Origin of the sequence: uncultured Lactobacillus sp. (genome assembly GCF_947367085.1) — a bacterium.
Classification (GTDB): domain Bacteria; phylum Bacillota; class Bacilli; order Lactobacillales; family Lactobacillaceae; genus Lactobacillus.
The window spans coordinates 1-19,789 of record NZ_CANBCP010000023.1; the positions used below are offsets into that span (position 1 = coordinate 1).

Below are 19,789 nucleotides of genomic sequence, written 5' to 3' on the forward strand. Positions count from 1 at the left end.
GCCTCTTTCTTTATGCAATAAAAAATCCTGTCGATAGGATATCATAATCTGCTATCAACAGGAAAAAGTATAGAGCCCTTTTTTTGTATAAATAATTAATTTAAGTTTGTCTAAAAGATAATAAATAATAGATTTTGTAACTATAACTCAAGTTGTATAATAATTCTGAATAGATTTTTTAAAAGAAGAAAAAGAAAGGTGAAATATATGAAATTACTTGCTATCGTGGGAAGTAATGCAGATCACTCATATAACCGTGATTTGTTACAGTTTATCCAAAAACATTTCGAAAATAGATATGAGATTGAATTGGCAGAGATTAAAGATTTGCCAATGTTTAAAGAAGGGATGCAAGAGCCTGACAGCGTAAAAGAATTATCACAAAAAATTCAAGGCGCTGATGCAGTTTTAATTGCAACTCCTGAACAACAACACTCAGTTTCTTCAGCTTTAAAGAGTGCTTTAGAATGGCTTTCTTCAGTTGAACACCCATTTAAGAACAAGCCAGTAGTTATTGTCGGAACTTCAGTTTTGTCACAAGGTTCTGCTCGTGGACAAAGCCACTTGAAGATGGTTTTAGCTTCACCAGGTTTTAGTGCAAAAGTGTTTAACGGCGATGAATTCATGATGGGAACTGCACCAAAACAATTTGACGAAAATGGTGATTTACCTGAAGGAACCGTTAAATTCTTAGACCACTTCTTTGATGAATTTGACGAATTTTATAACGAAGTTAAATAAGGAAGGAAGATTACGCTGATGAAATTACTCGCAATCGTTGGTACAAATGCTGACTTTTCATATAATCGTTTTTTAGAACAATTTATGGCAAAACGCTATAAGGATCAAGCAGATATTGAAGTTTTTGAAATTGCTGATCTTCCTCAATTTAAAAAAGAAGCTCAACCAGATAGCCGAATCGATGAATTTAGAGATAAAATTACCCAAGCGGATGGTATTATTATCTCAACTCCAGAATATGACCATGGTATTCCATCTTCCTTAAAGTCCGCTATGGAATGGACTGGTAGTCATGCTCAAGGCAATGGCAACGTTATGAAGATGAAGCCAGTAATGGTTTTGGGTACTTCTTACGGAATTCAAGGTGCTTCAAGAGCACAAGAAGAAATGCGTGAAATTTTGCTCTCACCTGACCAAAGTGCTAATGTTTTGCCAGGAAATGAAGTTTTGATTGGACATGCCGCAGATAAATTTGATAAAAATACTGGTGATTTGTTAGATGAAGCTGCAATTAAGAGTGTTGATGATGCATTTGAGAACTTTGTTGCTTTCGTAAAACAAAGTCAAAAATAAAAACATCACGAGAAAAAGAAAACTAGATTTTCACCTAGTTTTCTTTTTCTTTATGTCATAAATAAGCTAAAATTAGCCATGAAGAGAAAAAAGTATAAAAAATGAAGGATGGTGAAGTGGATGATAGAGCCACTTAACTTACCATTAAACAAAGTCCCAAATGCTCGTGATTTAGGAGCTTATGAAGGTCTTGATGGTAGAAAAATAAAGAGCCAGCGCTTATTGCGTACTGGCAAACTAGTGAATATGACCTCAGAAGATGAGGATTATTTGGTTAATTACGGTTTAAATAAAATTGTGGATTTACGGACTCCAACTGAAATTAGAAATTGGCCAGATAAAGTACCTGCAAATGTAGAACATTTTGATATTTCAGTTCATGAGGACGAAAAAGTTGGTGTTCCTGATGAAAAAAGAGAAACATTGCGTAAGATGTATGACAAGGACCAATATGCAGGCTTTAAGGGGATGTGCCATCAATATGAAATTACAGTAAACTCACAACACTCACAAAAGGCTTACTATAAGCTGTTAGAGTTATTGGCAAATAATGAGACAGGAGCAACAATTTATCATTGCTCTGAAGGAAAAGACAGAACAGGTTTTGCGAGCTTATATATCCTCCATATTCTAGGAGTAAATATGTCGATTATTCGTCAAGATTATTTATACTCTAATTATGCTTTAACTGATTATCGTAGCCGCTTAGATAAAAAAATAATCAAGGAAGGCGGCAATGATATCTTAAGAGCATGTATGCGTTCTTTAGGTAGTGTGGCTAACGAATATTTAGATACCGCATTATTATTAATTGATAAAGAATACGGCGGCTTAGATGAATACCTTAAAAATCAAATTGGTGTAAGCCAAGATATGGTTGAGCAATTACGTAATCTATATTTAGAACCAAAGAAGGCATAAGATGATCGAAGATTATTCTCAAAAGCAAATTTCAAAAGTAGGTCGCGCATTAGGAACCATTATTACACTCCAAATATTTGGTTCACGCGATGAATTTATTTTAGATCAGTCGTTTAGATTAATTAATGGCTATGAAGATCGACTAACAGTTAATCGAGATGAATCTGAAGTAATGGATGTAAATCATGCAGCGGGACTTCATCCAGTCCAAGTTTCTACCAGTACATATCGTCTGATTAAATTAGCGGTAGAAAAAAGTCGTGAAAATTTTGGCTTTAATGCACTTATTGGCCCGGTTGTAAAATTATGGCATATTGGTTTTAAAGGAGCCCATGTTCCAACAGATGAACAAATCAAAGAGAAAATGGCTTTAACTGATCCCGATGATGTGATTTTGGATGATAATAATCAAACAGTCTTTCTAACTAAAAAAGGAATGGAACTTGATTTAGGCGGTATTGCCAAAGGGTATATTGCCGATCGAATCCGAGATTTATGGCATGCATATGATATTCGTGCTGGAATTATTAATTTAGGTGGAAATGTCTTATTTGTTGGCTCAAGTCCACGCCGAGAAGATGGCAAGTGGGTTTTGGGTGTGCAAGATCCTAAGAAAAAACGTGGGGACAATTTGACTACAGCTACCATTAGTGAGTGCTCAGCAGTAACATCTGGTACTTATGAGCGCTTCTTAGAAATAAATGGTAAGAAATATCACCATATTATTGATCCTAAAACGGGGTATCCTGTTAAAACTAATGTAGCAGGTGTAACCTTGTTTACACGTGATTCTGTTCAAGCGGAGCTTGAATGCAAGAGATTATTTTTTGCAGGTTCTCCAATTAAAGATTGGCAAAATGAAAAAGAGGGCCGCTACGGAGCTATTTTTATTTATAACGATGATCAAATTGAACGCGTTGGCGTATGAAAAAAGGCGAGACAAAAATCTCGCCTTTTATTATCCTAAAGTTCGACTGATACCAAAAACAGCCTTAAAGACACCGTTTGAAAGACCTGGTGTGTTGTAAATTATTGCACGTAGAATTGGTGAATCAATCGTTTGTTGGATAAACCATTGATTTTGAAAGACATTACACATTGACAAAACAACATAAACTACAAAATATGCCGCCACCAATGAAATTAATGCTCCTAAAACGTTATCTAATAAAGTTCCAAATCCCTTTTTATTAGGATCTTTAGTTGGTAGCCAGCCTTTGATAATTTTGACAATCATCTTTCCAATAAAGAAAATGATAAAGAAAGCTAAGAATCGATATCCCATTAATTCTAAAGGGGTATTACCGCTAGTTGGAACTACGCTGCCTGAAAATTGAGTGTAAAACCAATTTCCCAAATTGTTTTGACCTAAAATAGCTGCCGCAAAAATAATTGCTGCAAAAATCAAATTTATTATCCGTCTAGAAAAACCAAGTTTATAGCCTTTATAGGTTTGATAGCCTAAGTATAGTAAGACTAATAATGTAACAATCAACGCAATCCTCTCCTTTGGCTAATATTATAACCGATAAAAATTACTTTTAGTTAATCCTATTAGTTTCTTTGACGATTTATAAAAAATACTCCATAATTAATACGTTAAGCATAAAAATAAAATTGTTATTTATGCAGTTTTGAGGTAAATTATAGAATGTGAAACAAGGTTTCACGGGTGAAAAATGAATCCAGAAGTTTTTGAAAAAGCTCTTTTAGAAAAAGGCATCGAGCTTTCTTTGGAGCAAAGAAAACAATTTGCTACTTATTATCAAGATTTGATTGAAGTAAATGAAAAAGTAAATCTCACACGAATCACTGATGAATCTGAGGTTTATTTAAAGCATTTTTATGATAGTGTGACTCCATTATTTGTTTTTCCGGATGTTTTTAAAAAGGATGCTAGCTTATGTGATGTTGGCGCAGGCGCTGGATTTCCGTCTTTACCAATCAAGATTTTGCGTCCTGATTTAAAGGTTACGATTATTGATTCTTTAGGTAAAAGGCTCAAGTTTTTGGATCAATTAGTAAAAAAACTTGGCTTAACAGACGTCAGTTTGGTGCATGCACGTGCTGAAGATGCTGGTCAAAATCCTGACTTACGAGCAAAATTTGATATTGTCACAGCTAGAGCAGTAGCTCGAATGAGTGTATTGAGTGAATACTGCTTGCCGTTAGTTAAACAAGACGGCTATTTTGTGGCATTAAAGGGACCGAAGGCTAGTGAAGAATTAAATGATGCTAAAGATGCAATTAAACTTTTAGGCGGGAAAACTAAAAAGATAGTTGAACTGACATTACCTAATACAGATGATGAAAGAAATTTAGTATTAGTTAAAAAAGTAGCTAAGACTCCGAAAAAGTATCCACGTCAAGCGGGTACTCCTAACCGTAAACCACTATAAAGTTATTGGAGGAAGAGGACATGGCACTATTTTTTGGACATAAAAATAAGGTCCCAGAAAATAAACAGGTTCAAGAAATTGAATTAGATAGAATTGTTCCTAATCGCTATCAACCAAGAAGAACTTTTAATGATGAATCAATTACTGAATTAGCTCAAACTTTGAAAGAGCAGGGGTTGCTTCAACCTATTGTTGTTCGTCAAGATAGCGATGATCCAGAAAAATACGAAATAATTGCAGGTGAACGCCGCTATCGAGCTGCTCAGTCTTTAATGTGGGCTAAAATTCCAGCTATTGTGGAAGATATGGATGATGATAAAGTTGCCTCACTTGCTTTGATCGAAAATTTGCAACGTGAAGACCTTAATCCAATTGATGAAGCCCAAGCTTATATTGAGTTAATGAAAGTTAATAATTTAACCCAAACTGAGCTAGCTAAGCAAGTTGGAAAAACTCAATCTTATGTGGCAAATAAGATCAGATTATTACGCTTGACGCCGAAGGTGCAGAGTTTTTTAGTTTCTAAAAAAATTAGCCAACGTCATGGACGGGCACTTTTAGCTTTAAATAACGAAGATCAAGATCGAGCTGTCAGTGAAGTTGTAAAAAAAGGACTTACTGTCAAAGAAACTGAGGCTATGGTTGAAGATCTTGATGGTTATTTTGAATCTTTAGCTGCACAAGAGCAAAAAGATCAAGTTGTAAAAAAGCCGAAAAAGAAAAAACCTATCATTAGAACTGGCAATGATTTTAAAGTGCAAGTTAATACAATTAAACAAGCAATTAAAATGGCCCGTGAATCCGGTTTAGAAGTCAAATATAAAGAAGACAAAGAAGAAGATTCATATAAAATTACGATTGAGCTGCTGAGAAAGTAGGCGTTAAGGAGACAAAATGGTTCAGATTATATCAGTTGCAAACCAAAAAGGTGGAGTAGGTAAAACAACTACTACCATTAATTTAGGAGCAAGTATTGCTGCCCATGGCTATAAAGTGTTAATTGTGGATATTGATCCGCAAGGAAACGCGACTTCAGGATTAGGAATTGAAAAATCATCAGTTGATAAAGATGTATATAATGTTTTGATTGATGAAATTCCGATTTCAGAAACTATTCATCATACCTCTGCTAAGAATTTAGATGCAGTTCCAGCAACTATTCAATTAGCTGGTGCTGAGATGGAATTAACATCTTTAATGGCACGAGAAACTAGATTAAAACAAGGAATTGATGAAGTAGCAGATCAATATGATTTTATCTTTATTGACTGTCCTCCTTCTTTAGGACAATTATCAATCAATGCTTTTACCGCTTCGGATTCCATTTTGATCCCAGTACAAAGCGAATATTACGCAATGGAAGGTTTGAGTCAATTGCTCAATACCATTCGTTTGGTTCAAAAGCACTTCAACAAAAATTTGGGCGTAGAAGGCGTTTTACTTACAATGCTTGATGCTCGAACTAATCTGGGTGCTGATGTTGTCAAAGAGGTTCAATCTTACTTTAGTAAAAAAGTTTATAAAACGATCATTCCTAGAATTACGAAACTTGCGGAAGCTCCAAGTTATGGTAAACCAATTACCGAATATGCACCTAAATCTCGTGGTGCACAAGTTTACGACTCTCTAGCAAAAGAGGTGCTAAAAGCTCATGACAAGAAATATTAAAGATAAAGAATCTAAAAAAAGAGGACTTGGAAAAGGCTTAGAAGCTTTATTTGAAGAAAGTCCTCAAGTACAAGAAACTGAAGAAGTTAATGAAATTGCTTTGGATGAAATTCGTCCTAATCCTTATCAGCCCCGGAAAACTTTTGATGATAAGAGTTTAAAAGAATTAGCTGAATCTATTAAAGAAAATGGAGTTTTCCAGCCGATAATTGTTAGAAAATCAGCTGTTAGTGGCTATGAAATAATTGCAGGAGAACGTCGCTATCGTGCTTCTAAATTAGCGAAAAAGAAGACTATTCCAGCTATTGAACGTCAATTTGATGAAGCACAAATGATGGAAGTTGCAGTACTTGAAAATCTGCAACGTGAAGATTTGACTCCTCTTGAAGAAGCCCAAGCTTATGAGATGCTTCAAAAAAATCTTGGGTTGACTCAAGAAGAAGTTTCTAAGCGTTTAGGAAAGTCTCGCCCATATATTGCTAATTATTTACGTTTGCTGACTCTTCCTCAAAAAACAAAGCGTCTGCTTCAACATGGCGAACTGTCAATGGGACAGGCTAGAACTTTGCTAGGTTTGAAAAATAAAGAGGGTATTGATGCTTTAGCAAAAAAGGTTGTAAAAGAAGGAATTACTGTTCGTCAACTAGAATCGTTAGTTAACAAGATGAACGAAAAAAATAAGCAGCCTAAACCTAAGCGTATCAAAAAATCCGCTTTTATTCGTGCTAGTGAAAGCCAATTGGCTGGAAAATTTGGAACCTCTGTTAACATTACGGAAGGTAAAAAAGGAAATGGTCATTTGGCGATTGATTTTGCTTCTACAGAGGAATTAAATCGAATTTTAGATCTTTTAGGTGTTAACCTAGATAAAGAATAAAAAGGTTTATAATTTATTGGAGGTTTTTCATGTATCATTTGGGTGATTTAGTTCAGATGAAAAAACCACATGCTTGTGGCGAAAATAAGTGGGAAATCTTACGAATGGGTGCAGATATTCGCCTTAAATGTATGGGATGCGGTCATATCGTTATGATGCCACGATCTGATTTTAATAAGCGATTAAAAAAGGTCGTGACAATGGCAGATGATCCAAAAGCTAAGAACTTAGAATATTATGTCCCAACAGATGAAATTGTTGTACCTCATTTTGGAGATTAGATAAAAGGAGAAAGAAATGGCATTAACTGCAGGTATCGTTGGCTTACCAAACGTAGGAAAGTCAACTTTGTTTAACGCGATTACTAAAGCTGGAGCTGAAATGGCAAACTATCCATTTGCCACTATTGAACCTAATGTGGGAATGGTTGAAGTACCAGATTCACGTTTGGCAAGAATTCAAGAATTGATTCCAGCTAAAAAGATTGTACATACAACATTTGAATTTACTGATATTGCTGGATTAGTTAAAGGTGCTTCTAAGGGTGAAGGCTTAGGAAATAAGTTCCTTGAAAACATTCGTCAAACTGACGCCATTGTTCATGTAGTACGTGCATTTGATGATGATAATATTACTTCAGTTACAGGTAAAGTTGATCCTGAAGAAGATATCAATACTATCAATCTTGAATTAGCAATTGCTGATTTAGATGCAGTTAACCGCCGTATTGGAAAAGTTCAAAAAGTAGCTCAACAAGGTGATAAGGAAGCTAAAGCCGAAATGGCAGTTTTGAATAAATTGAAGCCAGTTCTTGAAGAAGGCAAAGCTGCTCGTTCAATTGACTTTAATGAAGATGAACAAAAGATTGTTAAAGGTTTATTTTTACTTACTTCTAAACCAGTGATTTATGTTGCTAATATTGCTGAAAGTTCAATGGCTGATCCAGAAAGTGATAAGTATTATCAAATCGTTAAAAAACATGCTGAAAGTGAAAATGCAGAAGCTTTGGGGATTAGTGCAGCAACTGAAGAAGAAATAGCCTCAATGGATGATGATGAAAGAAAAGAATTCCTTGAAATGGAAGGCGTTGAAGAATCCGGTCTTGATCGTTTGATTAAAGCTGCTTACCACATTTTAGGACTTCGCACATTCTTTACTGCAGGGGGTCCTGAAACTCGTGCCTGGACTTTCCATGAAGGTATGAAAGCACCTCAAGTTGCAGGTGTTATTCACTCAGACTTTGAACGTGGTTTTATTCGTGCAGAGGTTGTTTCATTTGATGATTTGAATGAGTTAGAAACCATGCAAAAAGTTAAAGAAGCAGGAAAATTACGTCTTGAAGGAAAAGACTATGTTGTTCAAGACGGTGATATTATTGAATTTAGATTTAACGTTTAGGAGAAGCGGATGGATTCAAAAAAAGAACAAGAAAATGAAAATCTCCAAAATGCTGCTAAAGATGAAAAATCTCAAGAAACGCAAAATAGCAAAAACCAAGTAGCAAGTGCAAGTCAACAAGCTAAATTAAAGAAAAAAGCACAACAAGCAGATCACGAAGAAGATATTAAAAATACTGATCCTAAGGAATTACGTAGTAAACTCAGTAATAAAAACTCTGATTATGTTTTTCGTTTGGAAAAGTTCTTGCTTGATAACGAAAACTTTTCAATGAATCAAGTGGAACCGGCAATTGATAATATCTTACCTGAAATTATTATTGCTCAACATAAAGGTATTCCTGCAAGTACGCTTTATCAAATGTCACCAAGCCAAAAAGCTCATGAATTAGCTCATCCTAAAGCAAAACCTGTAAAACAAAACTTCTGGCTTCAAGTACTAGATAGCAGCTTGTTTTATTTAGCTTTATTTGGTGGTCTTTACGGTATTGTTGAATTGTTTTCCGGTCCAAAAGCTCAAAAACAAGGTCAACTTGGAATCATTACCTTGATTGTTTTAGTCTTTGGCTTAGGAATTTTAATGGCATACTACAATAATTGGATTATTAAACCTAAGTCAGACCGTCAGCCAACTTGGAAAATTGTCTTAGGCGGCATTGGCGCAGTTATTTTGATGTTTGTATGGGTGACTGCAACTAGCTTAAAACCGGTAGCAGCAATTAATCCACCACTTAATCCATGGGTTTTAATTGTGATTGCAGCCATCGCATTTGCAGTTCGTTACTACTTAAAGAAACGTTACCATATTGTTGATCCTGTTCGTCAAGCTAGGATGGAGCAGGCAAGACAACGTGACGAAAAATAAAAAAAGGGCTAATATAAGTAGTTAATAACTACTTTGTAGGTTGTATTTTTAGCTCGAAAACTAATAAATAGGCGCAGAGTCGTCTATTTATTTTGTTTTCTGCATTATTTTTAAAAAGGGAGGTCATTTATGATTAATACCTTGCGAAAGTCGATTAGACAATATAAAAAAATGTCTTTCACATCGCCGGTTTTAGTAGCTATCGAAGTATTAATTGAAATGTTAATTCCATATTTAGTAGGAATTCTAATCGACAAAGGAATTATGAAAGGAAATATGGGCTACATCAATAAATGGGGGCTTATTTTATTCATAATTACTTTATTATCTTTAGCTACCGGGGCAGCAGCCAGTTTTGTTTCTGCTCATGCGGCAGCGGGATTTGCGGCTAATTTGCGAAAAGACATGTTTTATCATATTCAAGATTTTTCTTTTGAAAATATCGATAAATTTTCTAGTGCAAGTTTGGTAACACGACTTACAACAGATGTAACAAACGTGCAAAATGCGTATCAAATGTTAATTCGAATTGCGGTGCGCGCACCTTTAATGTTAATTTTTTCTGTTATTATGTCATTTGTCATCAGTCCTCGTTTAGCATTGATCTTTGTTATTTTAGGGCCTATCTTGATCATTGGCTTATTTTTAATTATTAAAAGTGCATATCCATATTTTCCTAGAATTTTTAAGGGATATGATAATTTAAATCAAGTTGTCCGTGAAAACGTCCGTGGTATTCGTGAAGTTAAGACTTATGTTCAAGAAGAATCTCAAATAGAAAAGGCAGAGGAATCTACTGGTTTTATTTATAGATTATTCTCGACTGCGCAAAAGATCATGTCACTTAATGTCCCACTTTTGACATTTATCTTAGATTTGTCGATGTTACTAATTTCTTGGTTTGGTGCTAAAGAAATCGTGGGAGGCAGTTTACAAACTGGACAATTGGTTTCCATGTTTTCATATTCAAATTCTGTTTTATTTAGTTTGAATATTTTAGCAATGATCGCAACGCAATTAGTTATTTCGAATGCAAGTGGTAAACGTATTGCAGATGTTTTAACTGAAGAGCCTGCTATTGAAAATCCTAGAAAGCCTCTTAAAGAAGTAACTAATGGAGAAATTGTTTTTGACCATGTAAACTTTAAATATGAACCAGGTGAAAAACACTTAGCCTTAGATGACATTAATCTTAGAATCAGACCAGGAGAAACCATTGGAATTATCGGTGAGACAGGCTCTTCCAAGTCGACACTAGTTTCGATGATTCCGCGTCTTTATGATGCAACTTCAGGTGCTGTTAGAGTGGGCGGACACAATGTTAAGTCATATGATTTGAAGACCTTGCGTGATAACGTAGCCATGGTCTTACAAAATAATGTTCTATTTTCTGGTACGGTTAAAGAAAACCTTAAGTGGGGTAATGAAGATGCAAGTGATGAGCAAGTTATTGCTGCAGCCAAAGTTGCCCATGCCGATGGCTTTATTCGCGAGATGCCAGATGGCTATGATACGATGGTTGAACAAGGTGGTAATAATGTTTCTGGTGGACAAAAACAACGTATCACAATTGCACGTGCTCTTTTAAAGAATCCAAAAATTTTGATTTTAGATGATTCTACGTCTGCTGTTGATACTAATACTGAAAGAGAAATTCGCTTAGCTTTGCGCGATGATATGCCTGAAACAACTAAGATTATCATTTCTCAAAGAATTGTGTCGATTAAAGATGCCGATCGTATTATTGTAATGAATCATGGAAAAATTGAAGACATTGGTACTCACGATGAATTGATGAAGAAAAATGAGCTTTATCGTTCAATTGCTACATACCAAGATGATCAAGGAAAGTAGGTGAGATAGATGGATCAAACTAAACAAGGCCAAATTAAGGGGAATCGTAGACAAAACCTCGGTCGTTTATTAAAAGTTGTTTATCGCACTTCGCCATCAATGCTCATCATTTCAATGATCAGTATTATTGTTAGTGCAGGTGCTAGCGTTTATGGATCACTATTTATTGAGAGATTGATTGATCAATATATCGCGCCTCTTACCCGCCAAAGTAATCCTAATTTTGCTCCATTACTTGAAGCTGTCTTATTCATGGGCGGTATTTTTGCAATTGGAGTTTTAGCAGGATATTTGTTTAACGTATTGATGGCAATCTTAGCTCAAAAAGTTCAATTCAATATCCGTAATCAAATGTTTACTCATATGGAGTCGTTACCAATTTCATATTTTGATCAAAATAACTACGGCGACATTATGAGTAGATATACCAATGATATTGATACTTTGATGCAAATGGTTTCACAATCGATTCCACAATTTGTTAATTCGGGGTTAAGCTTGCTTTTTGTAGTTGTTGCTATGTTTTCTTTAAGTTGGCAATTAACTCTGTTCTCATTTTTAGTGTTTGGACTTTCAATTGGAATAGTTAAATTTTTAACTAAAAAGTCAAGTTTTTATTTTAAAGTTCAACAGGAAAAATTGGGTCAAATCAATGGCTACGATGAAGAAATGCTCAATGGTTTGAAAGTTATTAAAGTCTTTTCTCATGAACCACAATCTAAGGCAGGCTTTGATGGATTCAACGAACAATTGAGACAAGCCTCTGGAAAAGCCAACACTTATGCGACTATTTTGTTCCCAATCATGGGAAATATGGGAAACTTACTTTATGTTTTGATTGCCTTTTTAGGTGGAGCAGTGGCAATCAATGGTTGGGCCCCACTTACTTTAGGTGCAATTGCATCATTCTTGCAATTATCAAAATCTTTCTCAATGCCAATTGCTCAAATTTCTCAGCAATTGAATTCAATTGTTTTAGCTTTGGCAGGTGCCGGCAGAATATTTGAACTACTTGATCAACCTTCTGAAGTGGATAACGGCGACGTTATTATATCTAAAGATGAAAAAGTTAAAGGTCAATGGTATTGGAATGTTCCTGAAAAAGATGGCCAAATCAAAAAAGTTCCGATTAAGGGACATATAATTTTTGACCATGTAAACTTTTCTTATGTACCAGATCATCCAATTTTACATGATATTAATATCAATGCTAAACCTGGTATGAAAGTAGCTTTAGTTGGAGAAACTGGAGCAGGTAAAACAACAATTTCTAACATGTTAAATCGTTTTTATGAAATCGATTCTGGGACCATCACTTACGATGGAATTCCGATTTCTCAGATTAGAAAAAACGATTTGCGACACTCCTTGTCAATTGTCTTACAAGAAACGCACTTGTTTACAGGAACAGTTATGGATAATATTCGCTTTGGTAAGCCAGATGCTAGTGATGATGAAGTTTATCAGGCAGCTCGTTTAGCTCATGCTGATGAATTTATTCATGAACTTGATCACGGCTATGAGACTGTAATTGATGGTGATGGTAGTGACCTTTCTCAAGGACAAAAACAATTGCTGAGTATTGCCCGTGCTATGATTGCTGATGAGCCAGTGATGATTTTAGATGAAGCTACATCAAGTATTGATACTAGAACTGAAAAGATGGTTCAAGCTGGGATGGATAATTTGCTTGCGGGTAGAACTAGTTTTGTAATTGCTCACAGACTTTCCACTATTGTAAATTCAGACCTTATTTTAGTACTTGATCATGGCCGCATCATCGAACGCGGTAATCAACAAGAATTACTTGCTCAAAAGGGTTATTATTACGAATTATATACTGGTAAACGTGAAATCCAATAAAGGGATGTGCTCATTGAGCGCATCTTTTTTTATAATTTTATTAAGGAAAGACGTAACTATATTTTAGTTACAAAAAATGGGTAAAATATTATTAACAAGAAAATAAATGTATAAGGAGGACTTTTCTCCATGAAAATTTTAGTCGTTGATGATGATAAAGAAATCGTAGAACTTTTAAGTATCTACTTAAAAAATGAAGGCTATGAGCCATTAGCTGCTTATAGCGGTAAGGAAGCATTAACCAAGCTTTCTACTAATCCAGATATTGCATGTATGATTTTGGATATCATGATGCCGCAAATGTCAGGAATTGAAGTTATTAAAGAAGTGAGAAAAGATTCAGAAATTCCAATTTTAGTTGTTTCTGCTAAAACTGGCGATATGGATAAAATTCAAGGTCTAATCACTGGTGCAGATGATTACGTAGTAAAGCCATTTAATCCTTTGGAAGTTATGGCTCGTGTACGTTCTCTTCTTCGTCGAAGCCAAAAAGAAGTAAAAACTGATAAGCCAGATATTTTGGAAGTTGGACCTTTAGTAATTAATAAAGATTCTCACGAAGTAAAAACTATCGATGGTACCACCATTCAATTGACAGCTTTGGAATTTGGGATTTTATATATGCTCGCTAGCCATCCTAACCGCGTCTTTAGTGCTGATGAAATTTTTGAACGTGTATGGCAACAAGAATCTGTTGTATCGGCTAAGACTGTGATGGTTCACGTGTCTCACTTACGTGATAAAATTCAAAAAGCTACTAATGGTGAAGAAGTTATTCAAACTGTATGGGGTGTAGGATACAAAGTAGAAGCTTAGTCAATGAAAAAACAAAAAGTTAAATTAACTACTAGAGAAAAAAGTGAATTATTTGGTGAGGGTGTAATTACTGTTATTCTCTTGCTTTTACTCAATTTATCTGTAGTTATCTTAATTAATTTAGCAGTGCTTAATGATCCACGCTTAGAAAATAGCATTTATTTTTTAAAAAAGACCATCACATTGTGGAATGGAACGCATTTATGGTCTTGGCAACGTGGCTTTATTATAATCATGCTGATTTTTGACGCAATTGTGGTTTACTGGCGCTTGATTCGTCGCTATCACCAAATGCAGCTGCGGCATGTAATTAGTGAATTACACTATATTGCAGATGGACATCTGGACCATCGCATTCCATTTATTGTTAAAACAGATTTACAAAAAGTTATTGATTCAATCAATGCTTTAGTTGATAGTACGGTTGCTTCGATGGAAGAAGAAAGGCAGATTGAACAATCAAAAGATGATCTGATCACGAATGTCTCACATGATATTCGAACGCCTTTAACGTCAATTATCGGCTATTTAGGGCTATTAAAAACGCAGCCTAATATAAATGATGCCGATGGCAAAAAATACGTAACAATCGCCTACGATAAGGCTTTGCAAATGAAATCACTAGCTGATGACCTCTTTGAATACACTACTTTGCGCTCATCAACAAAAACTAAACTTGTCTTAGCTCCGTTACATGTAAATTCAATGCTTGAGCAAGTAGAAGCGGGTTTTGAATTAGAAGCCGAAAAGAAAAATATTAGTTTTGAAGTTACTTGTCGACCTTATGATTTAACCATGCAAGCTGACGCAAAAATGATCGTCCGGGTTTTAAATAATTTGATTTCTAACGCTTTAAAATATGGACATGGGGCTACAAAAATTTATTTAATTGCTAACAAAATAAATAATGATCAAGTTGAACTGCGAGTTGAAAATAATGGTGAGCAGATTCCAGCTAAATCTTTGAAAAAGATTTTTGAAAGGTTTTATCGAGTAGAAACATCTAGAAACTTAAAAACCGGAGGTACCGGTTTAGGTTTAGCAATTACTCAAAGCATAATTGCCTTACATGGCGGTGAGATTACTTGTAAGTCTGATGCTAAGATGACAAGTTTTATTATTCGATTACCTTTAAATGGACCACAAGCTAAATAGTGGTGTGCTATAATTTATGCTGAATTGATTTATATTTGGAGAGAAATAATGAGCGAATCTAGCATTACATTAAATACGTGTATTTTAATCTTAAAAGAGCACCACTTACTTAAGTCAAGTGCAGTTCAAGATGCAGTTCCAACTAAGATGGACTACATTTCTTATGATTCACGTGATATCAAAACTAATACTCTATTCTTTTGTAAAGGAGCAGGCTTTAGACCCACTTATTTATCAATGGCCAAAGATAATGGGGCTATTTGTTATGTGGCTGAACAACCTTATCCAGAAGGAAAAGGAATGCACGCTTTAATTGTTCGTGATGTTTCAAAAGCGATGGCACTTCTTTCTGCGGCATTTTTTAGATTTCCACAAGATGATTTATATGTTGTGGCATTTACTGGAACTAAGGGAAAGACTACTTCAGCGTACTTCTTAAAAGGGATGCTTGATGAAATTAATGGTGGACGTACTGCTTTAATTTCTTCAGTTGATGATGTGGTGGGCCCCAAGCCTGAAGACCGCTTTAAGTCTAGTTTAACTACACCAGAAAGTTTGGACTTATTCCGTGATATGAGAACTGCTGTGGATAATGGTATGACTCACTTAGTAATGGAAGTTTCAAGCCAAGCTTATAAGAAAAATCGTGTGTTTGGCTTAACTTATGATCTAGGATTTTTCTTAAATATTACGCCTGACCATATTGGTCCAAATGAACACCCTAACTTTGCAGATTATTTACACTGCAAGCTGCAGCTTATGGTTAACTCACGTAAGTGTATTATTAACGCAATGTCAGATCATTTTGATGAGATTTATGCTGCAGCAACGACGACTACTAATCCTGACAGTATCTATCTATTTTCAAGCAATGACTTTGAAAATCCAAACTTGAAACAACCAATCGATTTTCGATACCAATCAATTGAAACTGATATGGCAGAAACTAAGTTCAAGCTATTTTGTGCGTCTGAAAAAGCTAAAAAGTTACCAATTGCTGGTGAATACACCTTGCAAATGATTGGTGATTTCAATGAAATGAATGGTACAGCAGCAATTATCGGTGCAGGTTTAGCCGGCGAAAATCATGAACAATGTGCTAAGGGAATTCGCCATGTAACTATTCCTGGTAGAATGGAAGCCTTACCTTCTCACGGACATGGAACTGTGATTGTTGACTATGCACACAATAAAGCTTCTATGATGGCTTTGATGGGCTTTATGAAGAAGGAATTTAACAATCCTAAGATTATTGTTGTAGTTGGTGCACCAGGCGATAAGGGAGTTTCTCGCCGTCCTGGTTTTAGTGAAAGTTTAACGGCTTATGCAGATAAAGCATTTTTAACTACTGATGATCCAGGCTTTGAAGATCCTCAAGACATTGCTGAAGAAATTGATGCCGGTATTGATCATACAAAAGTTGATGTCACTATTGAATTAGATCGTGAAAAAGCGATTCATGATGCAATAGCTATGGCACATAAAGATGATATCGTCTTAATTTGTGGTAAAGGTGCAGATCCTTTCCAAAAGATTCGTGGTGTAGATACTCCATATCCAACTGATATTAAAGTTGCCGAAAGAGTCATTAACGAATTAGAAAAAGATGCAGAAAAAGAAGACTAGTTAGGATAGAAGTATGAAGCATTTTTTCTCAATTATTGGCGGGATGGGAACTATTGCGACTGAAAGTTATGTTCGCTTAATTAACCATCGTGTAAAGATAACCAAAGACCAAGATTATTTGAATTATATTTTGGTAAATGATGCCCAAATTCCTGACAGAACGGCTTACATCAAGGATCATACCCAGCCAAACTTTTTCTTGGATTTAAAAGAGGACGTCTTAGGTCAAGCTAAGCTAAATCCAGATTTCTTTGTAATGCCATGTAATACTGCACATTATTTTTACGATGATTTAGCTGCTTTAACTGACATTCCATTTTTACACATGATGCGGATTGCCGTGCATAAGTTTGTGGAAGATTTCCCTAAAGAAGACAAGATCGGCTTAATTGCTACAGAAGGCTCTATTTATGATCACTTATATGTAGATGAACTAAAGCGAGTTGGCAAAAAGGCAGAATTAGGTGGTAGTGAAATTCAACCGATGGTAAATGAATTGATCTATAGCGATATCAAAGAAAAAGGAATCGTTGATCCGGACCTTTACCACAAAATCTTGCGCACCATGCACGATAAATACGGCTGTAATGTGATTTTATTGGGATGTACTGAATTATCCTTAGCTCAAGAAAAAGCACCTGATCATCCATATAATGTCATTGATCCACAATCTATTATTGCTGATGTTTCAATTGAACTAGCTTTGAAAATTAGAAATGGTATGGATCCGAAAAAAGCAACGGCTAAATATATGTACAAATAACAAACAATCAAGAGTCTCAGAATTAATTCTGGGGCTTTTTTGGTATGATAAAGATTTTTAAGAAAGATATTGATATAATTAAGCTTAATTTTGATAAATTTTACTCGGAAAGAAAGAATATGTTACAAGTAGAGAATCTAAATAAAAGCTTTGGGAACAAACAAGTTTTGTTTGATATCAATTTTAATGCAGATAATGGAAAAATATTAGGCTTGATTGGTAAAAATGGTTCAGGAAAAACGACACTTTTTCATAGTATTTTGAAGTTCGTTAAATACCAAGGGACCATCACTATTGACGGGCATTCTTTTTCAAGCAATGATTATGATTCTGTAGGCTATTTACCTGAAGAGCGTAGTTTAATGCCTAAGTTAACGGTTTTAGAGCAAGTAAGTTTCTTAGCTAGTTTAAAAGGGATGAAAAAAGATGATGTAAAGCGTGATTTACAAGATTGGATGAAAAAATTAGAGGTTAAGGGGGAACTCACTGATAAGATAAAGAGTCTTTCTAAAGGTAACCAGCAAAAAATTCAATTAATTGCCACACTGATTCATCATCCCAACTTGATTATTTTAGATGAACCTTTTAGTGGGTTGGATCCCGTGAATGTTGAAATCATTAAAAATGTGATTTTACAAGAAAAGCATCGTGGAGCTACAATTCTATTTTCAGATCATGCCATGTCTAATGTTGAAGAATTGTGTGATGACGTAGTAATGATTAATAATGGCCATATCGTTTTAAATGGCAATGTAAATGATGTACGCAATAACTTTGGCTTGACTAGATTATTCATTAGAACCGATTTAAATCTTGACGATGTTAAAAAGTTGCCTGGTGTAGAAAATGCCATTTTACAAAATAACGGTATCTACAAGCTTTGGCTAAGCCAAGCTAGCTATGGAGAAGAGATTTTCAATACTCTCTCTAATGGTGAGTATTTACGAACTTTTGATCAAGAACCACCAACTTTAGATGAAATTTTTAAAATGAAAGCCGGGGAGATTAATGAATAAAACTTGGTTAGTAGCTAAAGAAACATACCGTAGAGAAGTTAAAAACTGGTCATTTTTATTAATGATTTTTATGCCATTTATTGTACTATTGGTATCCTTTTTCTTTGGCATGAGTTCGTCTTCTGCTTTTGATAATAATACCAAAATAGGAATTGTAAGCAAAAATGAAGGCATCGCTCAATCTTTAAAGAAAACAGAAGATTTTGATATATTTAAAACTAAAGCTAAAGCTGTCAAAGCAAATCAAGATGGTGATATTGATGGCTATGTTGTTGTTGAAAATACGAATGCTCAGTTAAGTGCAACTTATTACGGTACAGACAAAATGGATAATGATATTAAAACTGAGTTGATACGAGTTTTAAATACTCACCAGCAAGCTCTTAACCTCCGAAATGCTAAACTTAGTCAGCAGCAATTACATTCACTTTCTCAAAAAATTAAATTTACTGAAAAAACTAACACTAAAAAATTAGCTGCTAGTGATGAAAAAGGCTTAAAGACAGCCACTTTTTGGATTATGATCTTTGTATTGTACTTCTTAGTTCAGACATATAGCACAATTATGGCGCAAGATATTGCAAGTGAAAAAGGAACTAAAATTATGGAGATGATTTTTTCCAGTATGCCTGGCGGAAATTATTTTGATGGTAAGGTTTTAGGGATTTTTCTAGAAATTATTACGCAGTTATTAATTTATGCTGTAATGTTTTCGGGCTTTTATTATTTGGCCCCTCATATTGATGGTGTCAAGGATGCATTTGCGCAAATAAAGCCTGCTATTGATCAGGTTTTAGGACAAATAATTTCGTGGGGATTAGTATTTGTTGTTTTAGGATTGATCTTATACATTGTCTATGCGGCGGTTTGTGGTGCGATTGTTACAAAGGCAGAAGATGCTAACAAGGCAGTGCAACCTTTGGTTTATTTGACTTTACTTGGCTTTTTCAGCAGTCTGAGCTTATCTAATAATCCTGATAGCCTTTTTGCAATGATTATGTCATATGTGCCGTTTTTATCTTCCTTCTTGATGCCACTTAGATTGATCAAGGGAAATGCGACTAATTTAGAAGCAAGCATTTCTATGGTGATATTATTAGCCTTTTTAGTAGGCTCAATTTGGTGGATTAGAAAGATCTATCCAAGTCTTATCTTACAAACTGATGATAATGGTATCTGGAAAAATATGAAACGTGCTTTACAAGGTATTAAAGAATAAATTTTTGATGTACAAATAACAAACAATCAAGAGTCT

Annotated in this window: 20 protein-coding genes; 19 read left to right on the forward strand and 1 reads right to left on the reverse strand. The window is 34.9% G+C overall.

Translation table 11 applies throughout. From position 1 onward, the window contains the following. Positions 1-207 precede the first annotated feature (207 nt). The 4 genes from Q0Y70_RS05245 to Q0Y70_RS05260 all read left to right on the forward strand — a co-directional run bounded on the left by Q0Y70_RS05245 (position 208) and on the right by Q0Y70_RS05260 (position 3,163). Positions 208-741, forward strand: a complete 534-nt coding sequence (locus Q0Y70_RS05245; protein ID WP_297817749.1) for an NADPH-dependent FMN reductase — start codon at positions 208-210, stop codon at positions 739-741. Between the two features lie 18 nt (positions 742-759). Further along, entirely contained in the window at positions 760-1,314 is a 555-nt protein-coding gene (locus Q0Y70_RS05250) for an NADPH-dependent FMN reductase (RefSeq protein WP_297817752.1), read from the forward strand. 120 nt (positions 1,315-1,434) lie between these two features. Further along, a complete protein-coding gene (locus tag Q0Y70_RS05255; RefSeq protein WP_297817755.1) occupies positions 1,435-2,235 on the forward strand; it encodes a tyrosine-protein phosphatase in 801 nt (266 codons plus the stop codon). A 1-nt stretch (position 2,236) separates the two neighbouring features. Further along, complete coding sequence (locus Q0Y70_RS05260) at positions 2,237-3,163, forward strand: FAD:protein FMN transferase (protein ID WP_297817758.1); 927 nt, start codon at positions 2,237-2,239, stop codon at positions 3,161-3,163. A 30-nt stretch (positions 3,164-3,193) separates the two neighbouring features. On the opposite strand, the gene Q0Y70_RS05265 is transcribed toward Q0Y70_RS05260, so the two are convergent. After that, a complete protein-coding gene (locus Q0Y70_RS05265) occupies positions 3,194-3,730 on the reverse strand; it encodes a CvpA family protein (protein WP_297817761.1) in 537 nt (178 codons plus the stop codon). Positions 3,731-3,914: 184 nt separating this feature from the next. Between Q0Y70_RS05265 and rsmG the strand changes: the two genes are divergently transcribed. The 15 genes from rsmG (at position 3,915) to Q0Y70_RS05340 (ending at position 19,753) form a co-directional block, all read left to right on the forward strand. Continuing rightward, positions 3,915-4,634, forward strand: coding sequence for a 16S rRNA (guanine(527)-N(7))-methyltransferase RsmG (gene rsmG, locus Q0Y70_RS05270; protein ID WP_297817764.1), 720 nt, complete (start codon positions 3,915-3,917; stop codon positions 4,632-4,634). 20 nt (positions 4,635-4,654) lie between these two features. Next, entirely contained in the window at positions 4,655-5,512 is an 858-nt protein-coding gene (gene noc, locus Q0Y70_RS05275) for a nucleoid occlusion protein (protein WP_297817767.1), read from the forward strand. Positions 5,513-5,528: 16 nt separating this feature from the next. Beyond that, positions 5,529-6,302, forward strand: a complete 774-nt coding sequence (locus Q0Y70_RS05280) for a ParA family protein (RefSeq protein WP_297817770.1) — start codon at positions 5,529-5,531, stop codon at positions 6,300-6,302. Continuing rightward, positions 6,286-7,179, forward strand: a complete 894-nt coding sequence (locus tag Q0Y70_RS05285) for a ParB/RepB/Spo0J family partition protein (protein ID WP_297817773.1) — start codon at positions 6,286-6,288, stop codon at positions 7,177-7,179. Before Q0Y70_RS05280 ends, Q0Y70_RS05285 begins: the two co-directional genes overlap by 17 nt. 29 nt (positions 7,180-7,208) lie before the next feature. Then, on the forward strand, positions 7,209-7,460 hold the full coding sequence (locus Q0Y70_RS05290) for a DUF951 domain-containing protein (protein ID WP_297817776.1): 252 nt from the start codon (positions 7,209-7,211) through the stop codon (positions 7,458-7,460). Positions 7,461-7,476: 16 nt separating this feature from the next. After that, a complete protein-coding gene (ychF, locus tag Q0Y70_RS05295) occupies positions 7,477-8,577 on the forward strand; it encodes a redox-regulated ATPase YchF (RefSeq protein WP_297817779.1) in 1,101 nt (366 codons plus the stop codon). 9 nt (positions 8,578-8,586) lie between these two features. Next, positions 8,587-9,441: a DUF1129 domain-containing protein gene (locus Q0Y70_RS05300; protein ID WP_297817782.1), complete on the forward strand. Its 855-nt coding sequence runs from the start codon at positions 8,587-8,589 to the stop codon at positions 9,439-9,441. Positions 9,442-9,570: 129 nt separating this feature from the next. Next, positions 9,571-11,295 (forward strand): ABC transporter ATP-binding protein, encoded by a 1,725-nt coding sequence (locus Q0Y70_RS05305; protein WP_297817785.1) that lies wholly within the window; start codon positions 9,571-9,573, stop codon positions 11,293-11,295. Positions 11,296-11,304: 9 nt separating this feature from the next. Then, positions 11,305-13,158: an ABC transporter ATP-binding protein gene (locus tag Q0Y70_RS05310; RefSeq protein WP_297817788.1), complete on the forward strand. Its 1,854-nt coding sequence runs from the start codon at positions 11,305-11,307 to the stop codon at positions 13,156-13,158. 129 nt (positions 13,159-13,287) lie between these two features. Next, positions 13,288-13,974, forward strand: a complete 687-nt coding sequence (locus Q0Y70_RS05315) for a response regulator transcription factor (protein ID WP_297817790.1) — start codon at positions 13,288-13,290, stop codon at positions 13,972-13,974. Positions 13,975-13,977: 3 nt separating this feature from the next. Continuing rightward, positions 13,978-15,129, forward strand: coding sequence for a cell wall metabolism sensor histidine kinase WalK (locus Q0Y70_RS05320; RefSeq protein WP_297817794.1), 1,152 nt, complete (start codon positions 13,978-13,980; stop codon positions 15,127-15,129). A 48-nt stretch (positions 15,130-15,177) separates the two neighbouring features. Next, a complete protein-coding gene (locus Q0Y70_RS05325) occupies positions 15,178-16,755 on the forward strand; it encodes a UDP-N-acetylmuramoyl-L-alanyl-D-glutamate--2,6-diaminopimelate ligase (protein ID WP_297817799.1) in 1,578 nt (525 codons plus the stop codon). Between the two features lie 13 nt (positions 16,756-16,768). After that, on the forward strand, positions 16,769-17,518 hold the full coding sequence (locus tag Q0Y70_RS05330; RefSeq protein ID WP_297817802.1) for an aspartate/glutamate racemase family protein: 750 nt from the start codon (positions 16,769-16,771) through the stop codon (positions 17,516-17,518). Between the two features lie 119 nt (positions 17,519-17,637). Further along, positions 17,638-18,534, forward strand: a complete 897-nt coding sequence (locus Q0Y70_RS05335) for an ABC transporter ATP-binding protein (protein WP_297817805.1) — start codon at positions 17,638-17,640, stop codon at positions 18,532-18,534. Further along, on the forward strand, positions 18,527-19,753 hold the full coding sequence (locus Q0Y70_RS05340) for an ABC transporter permease (protein WP_297817807.1): 1,227 nt from the start codon (positions 18,527-18,529) through the stop codon (positions 19,751-19,753). The genes Q0Y70_RS05335 and Q0Y70_RS05340 overlap by 8 nt, the downstream gene beginning before the upstream one ends. Positions 19,754-19,789: the final 36 nt, after the last annotated feature.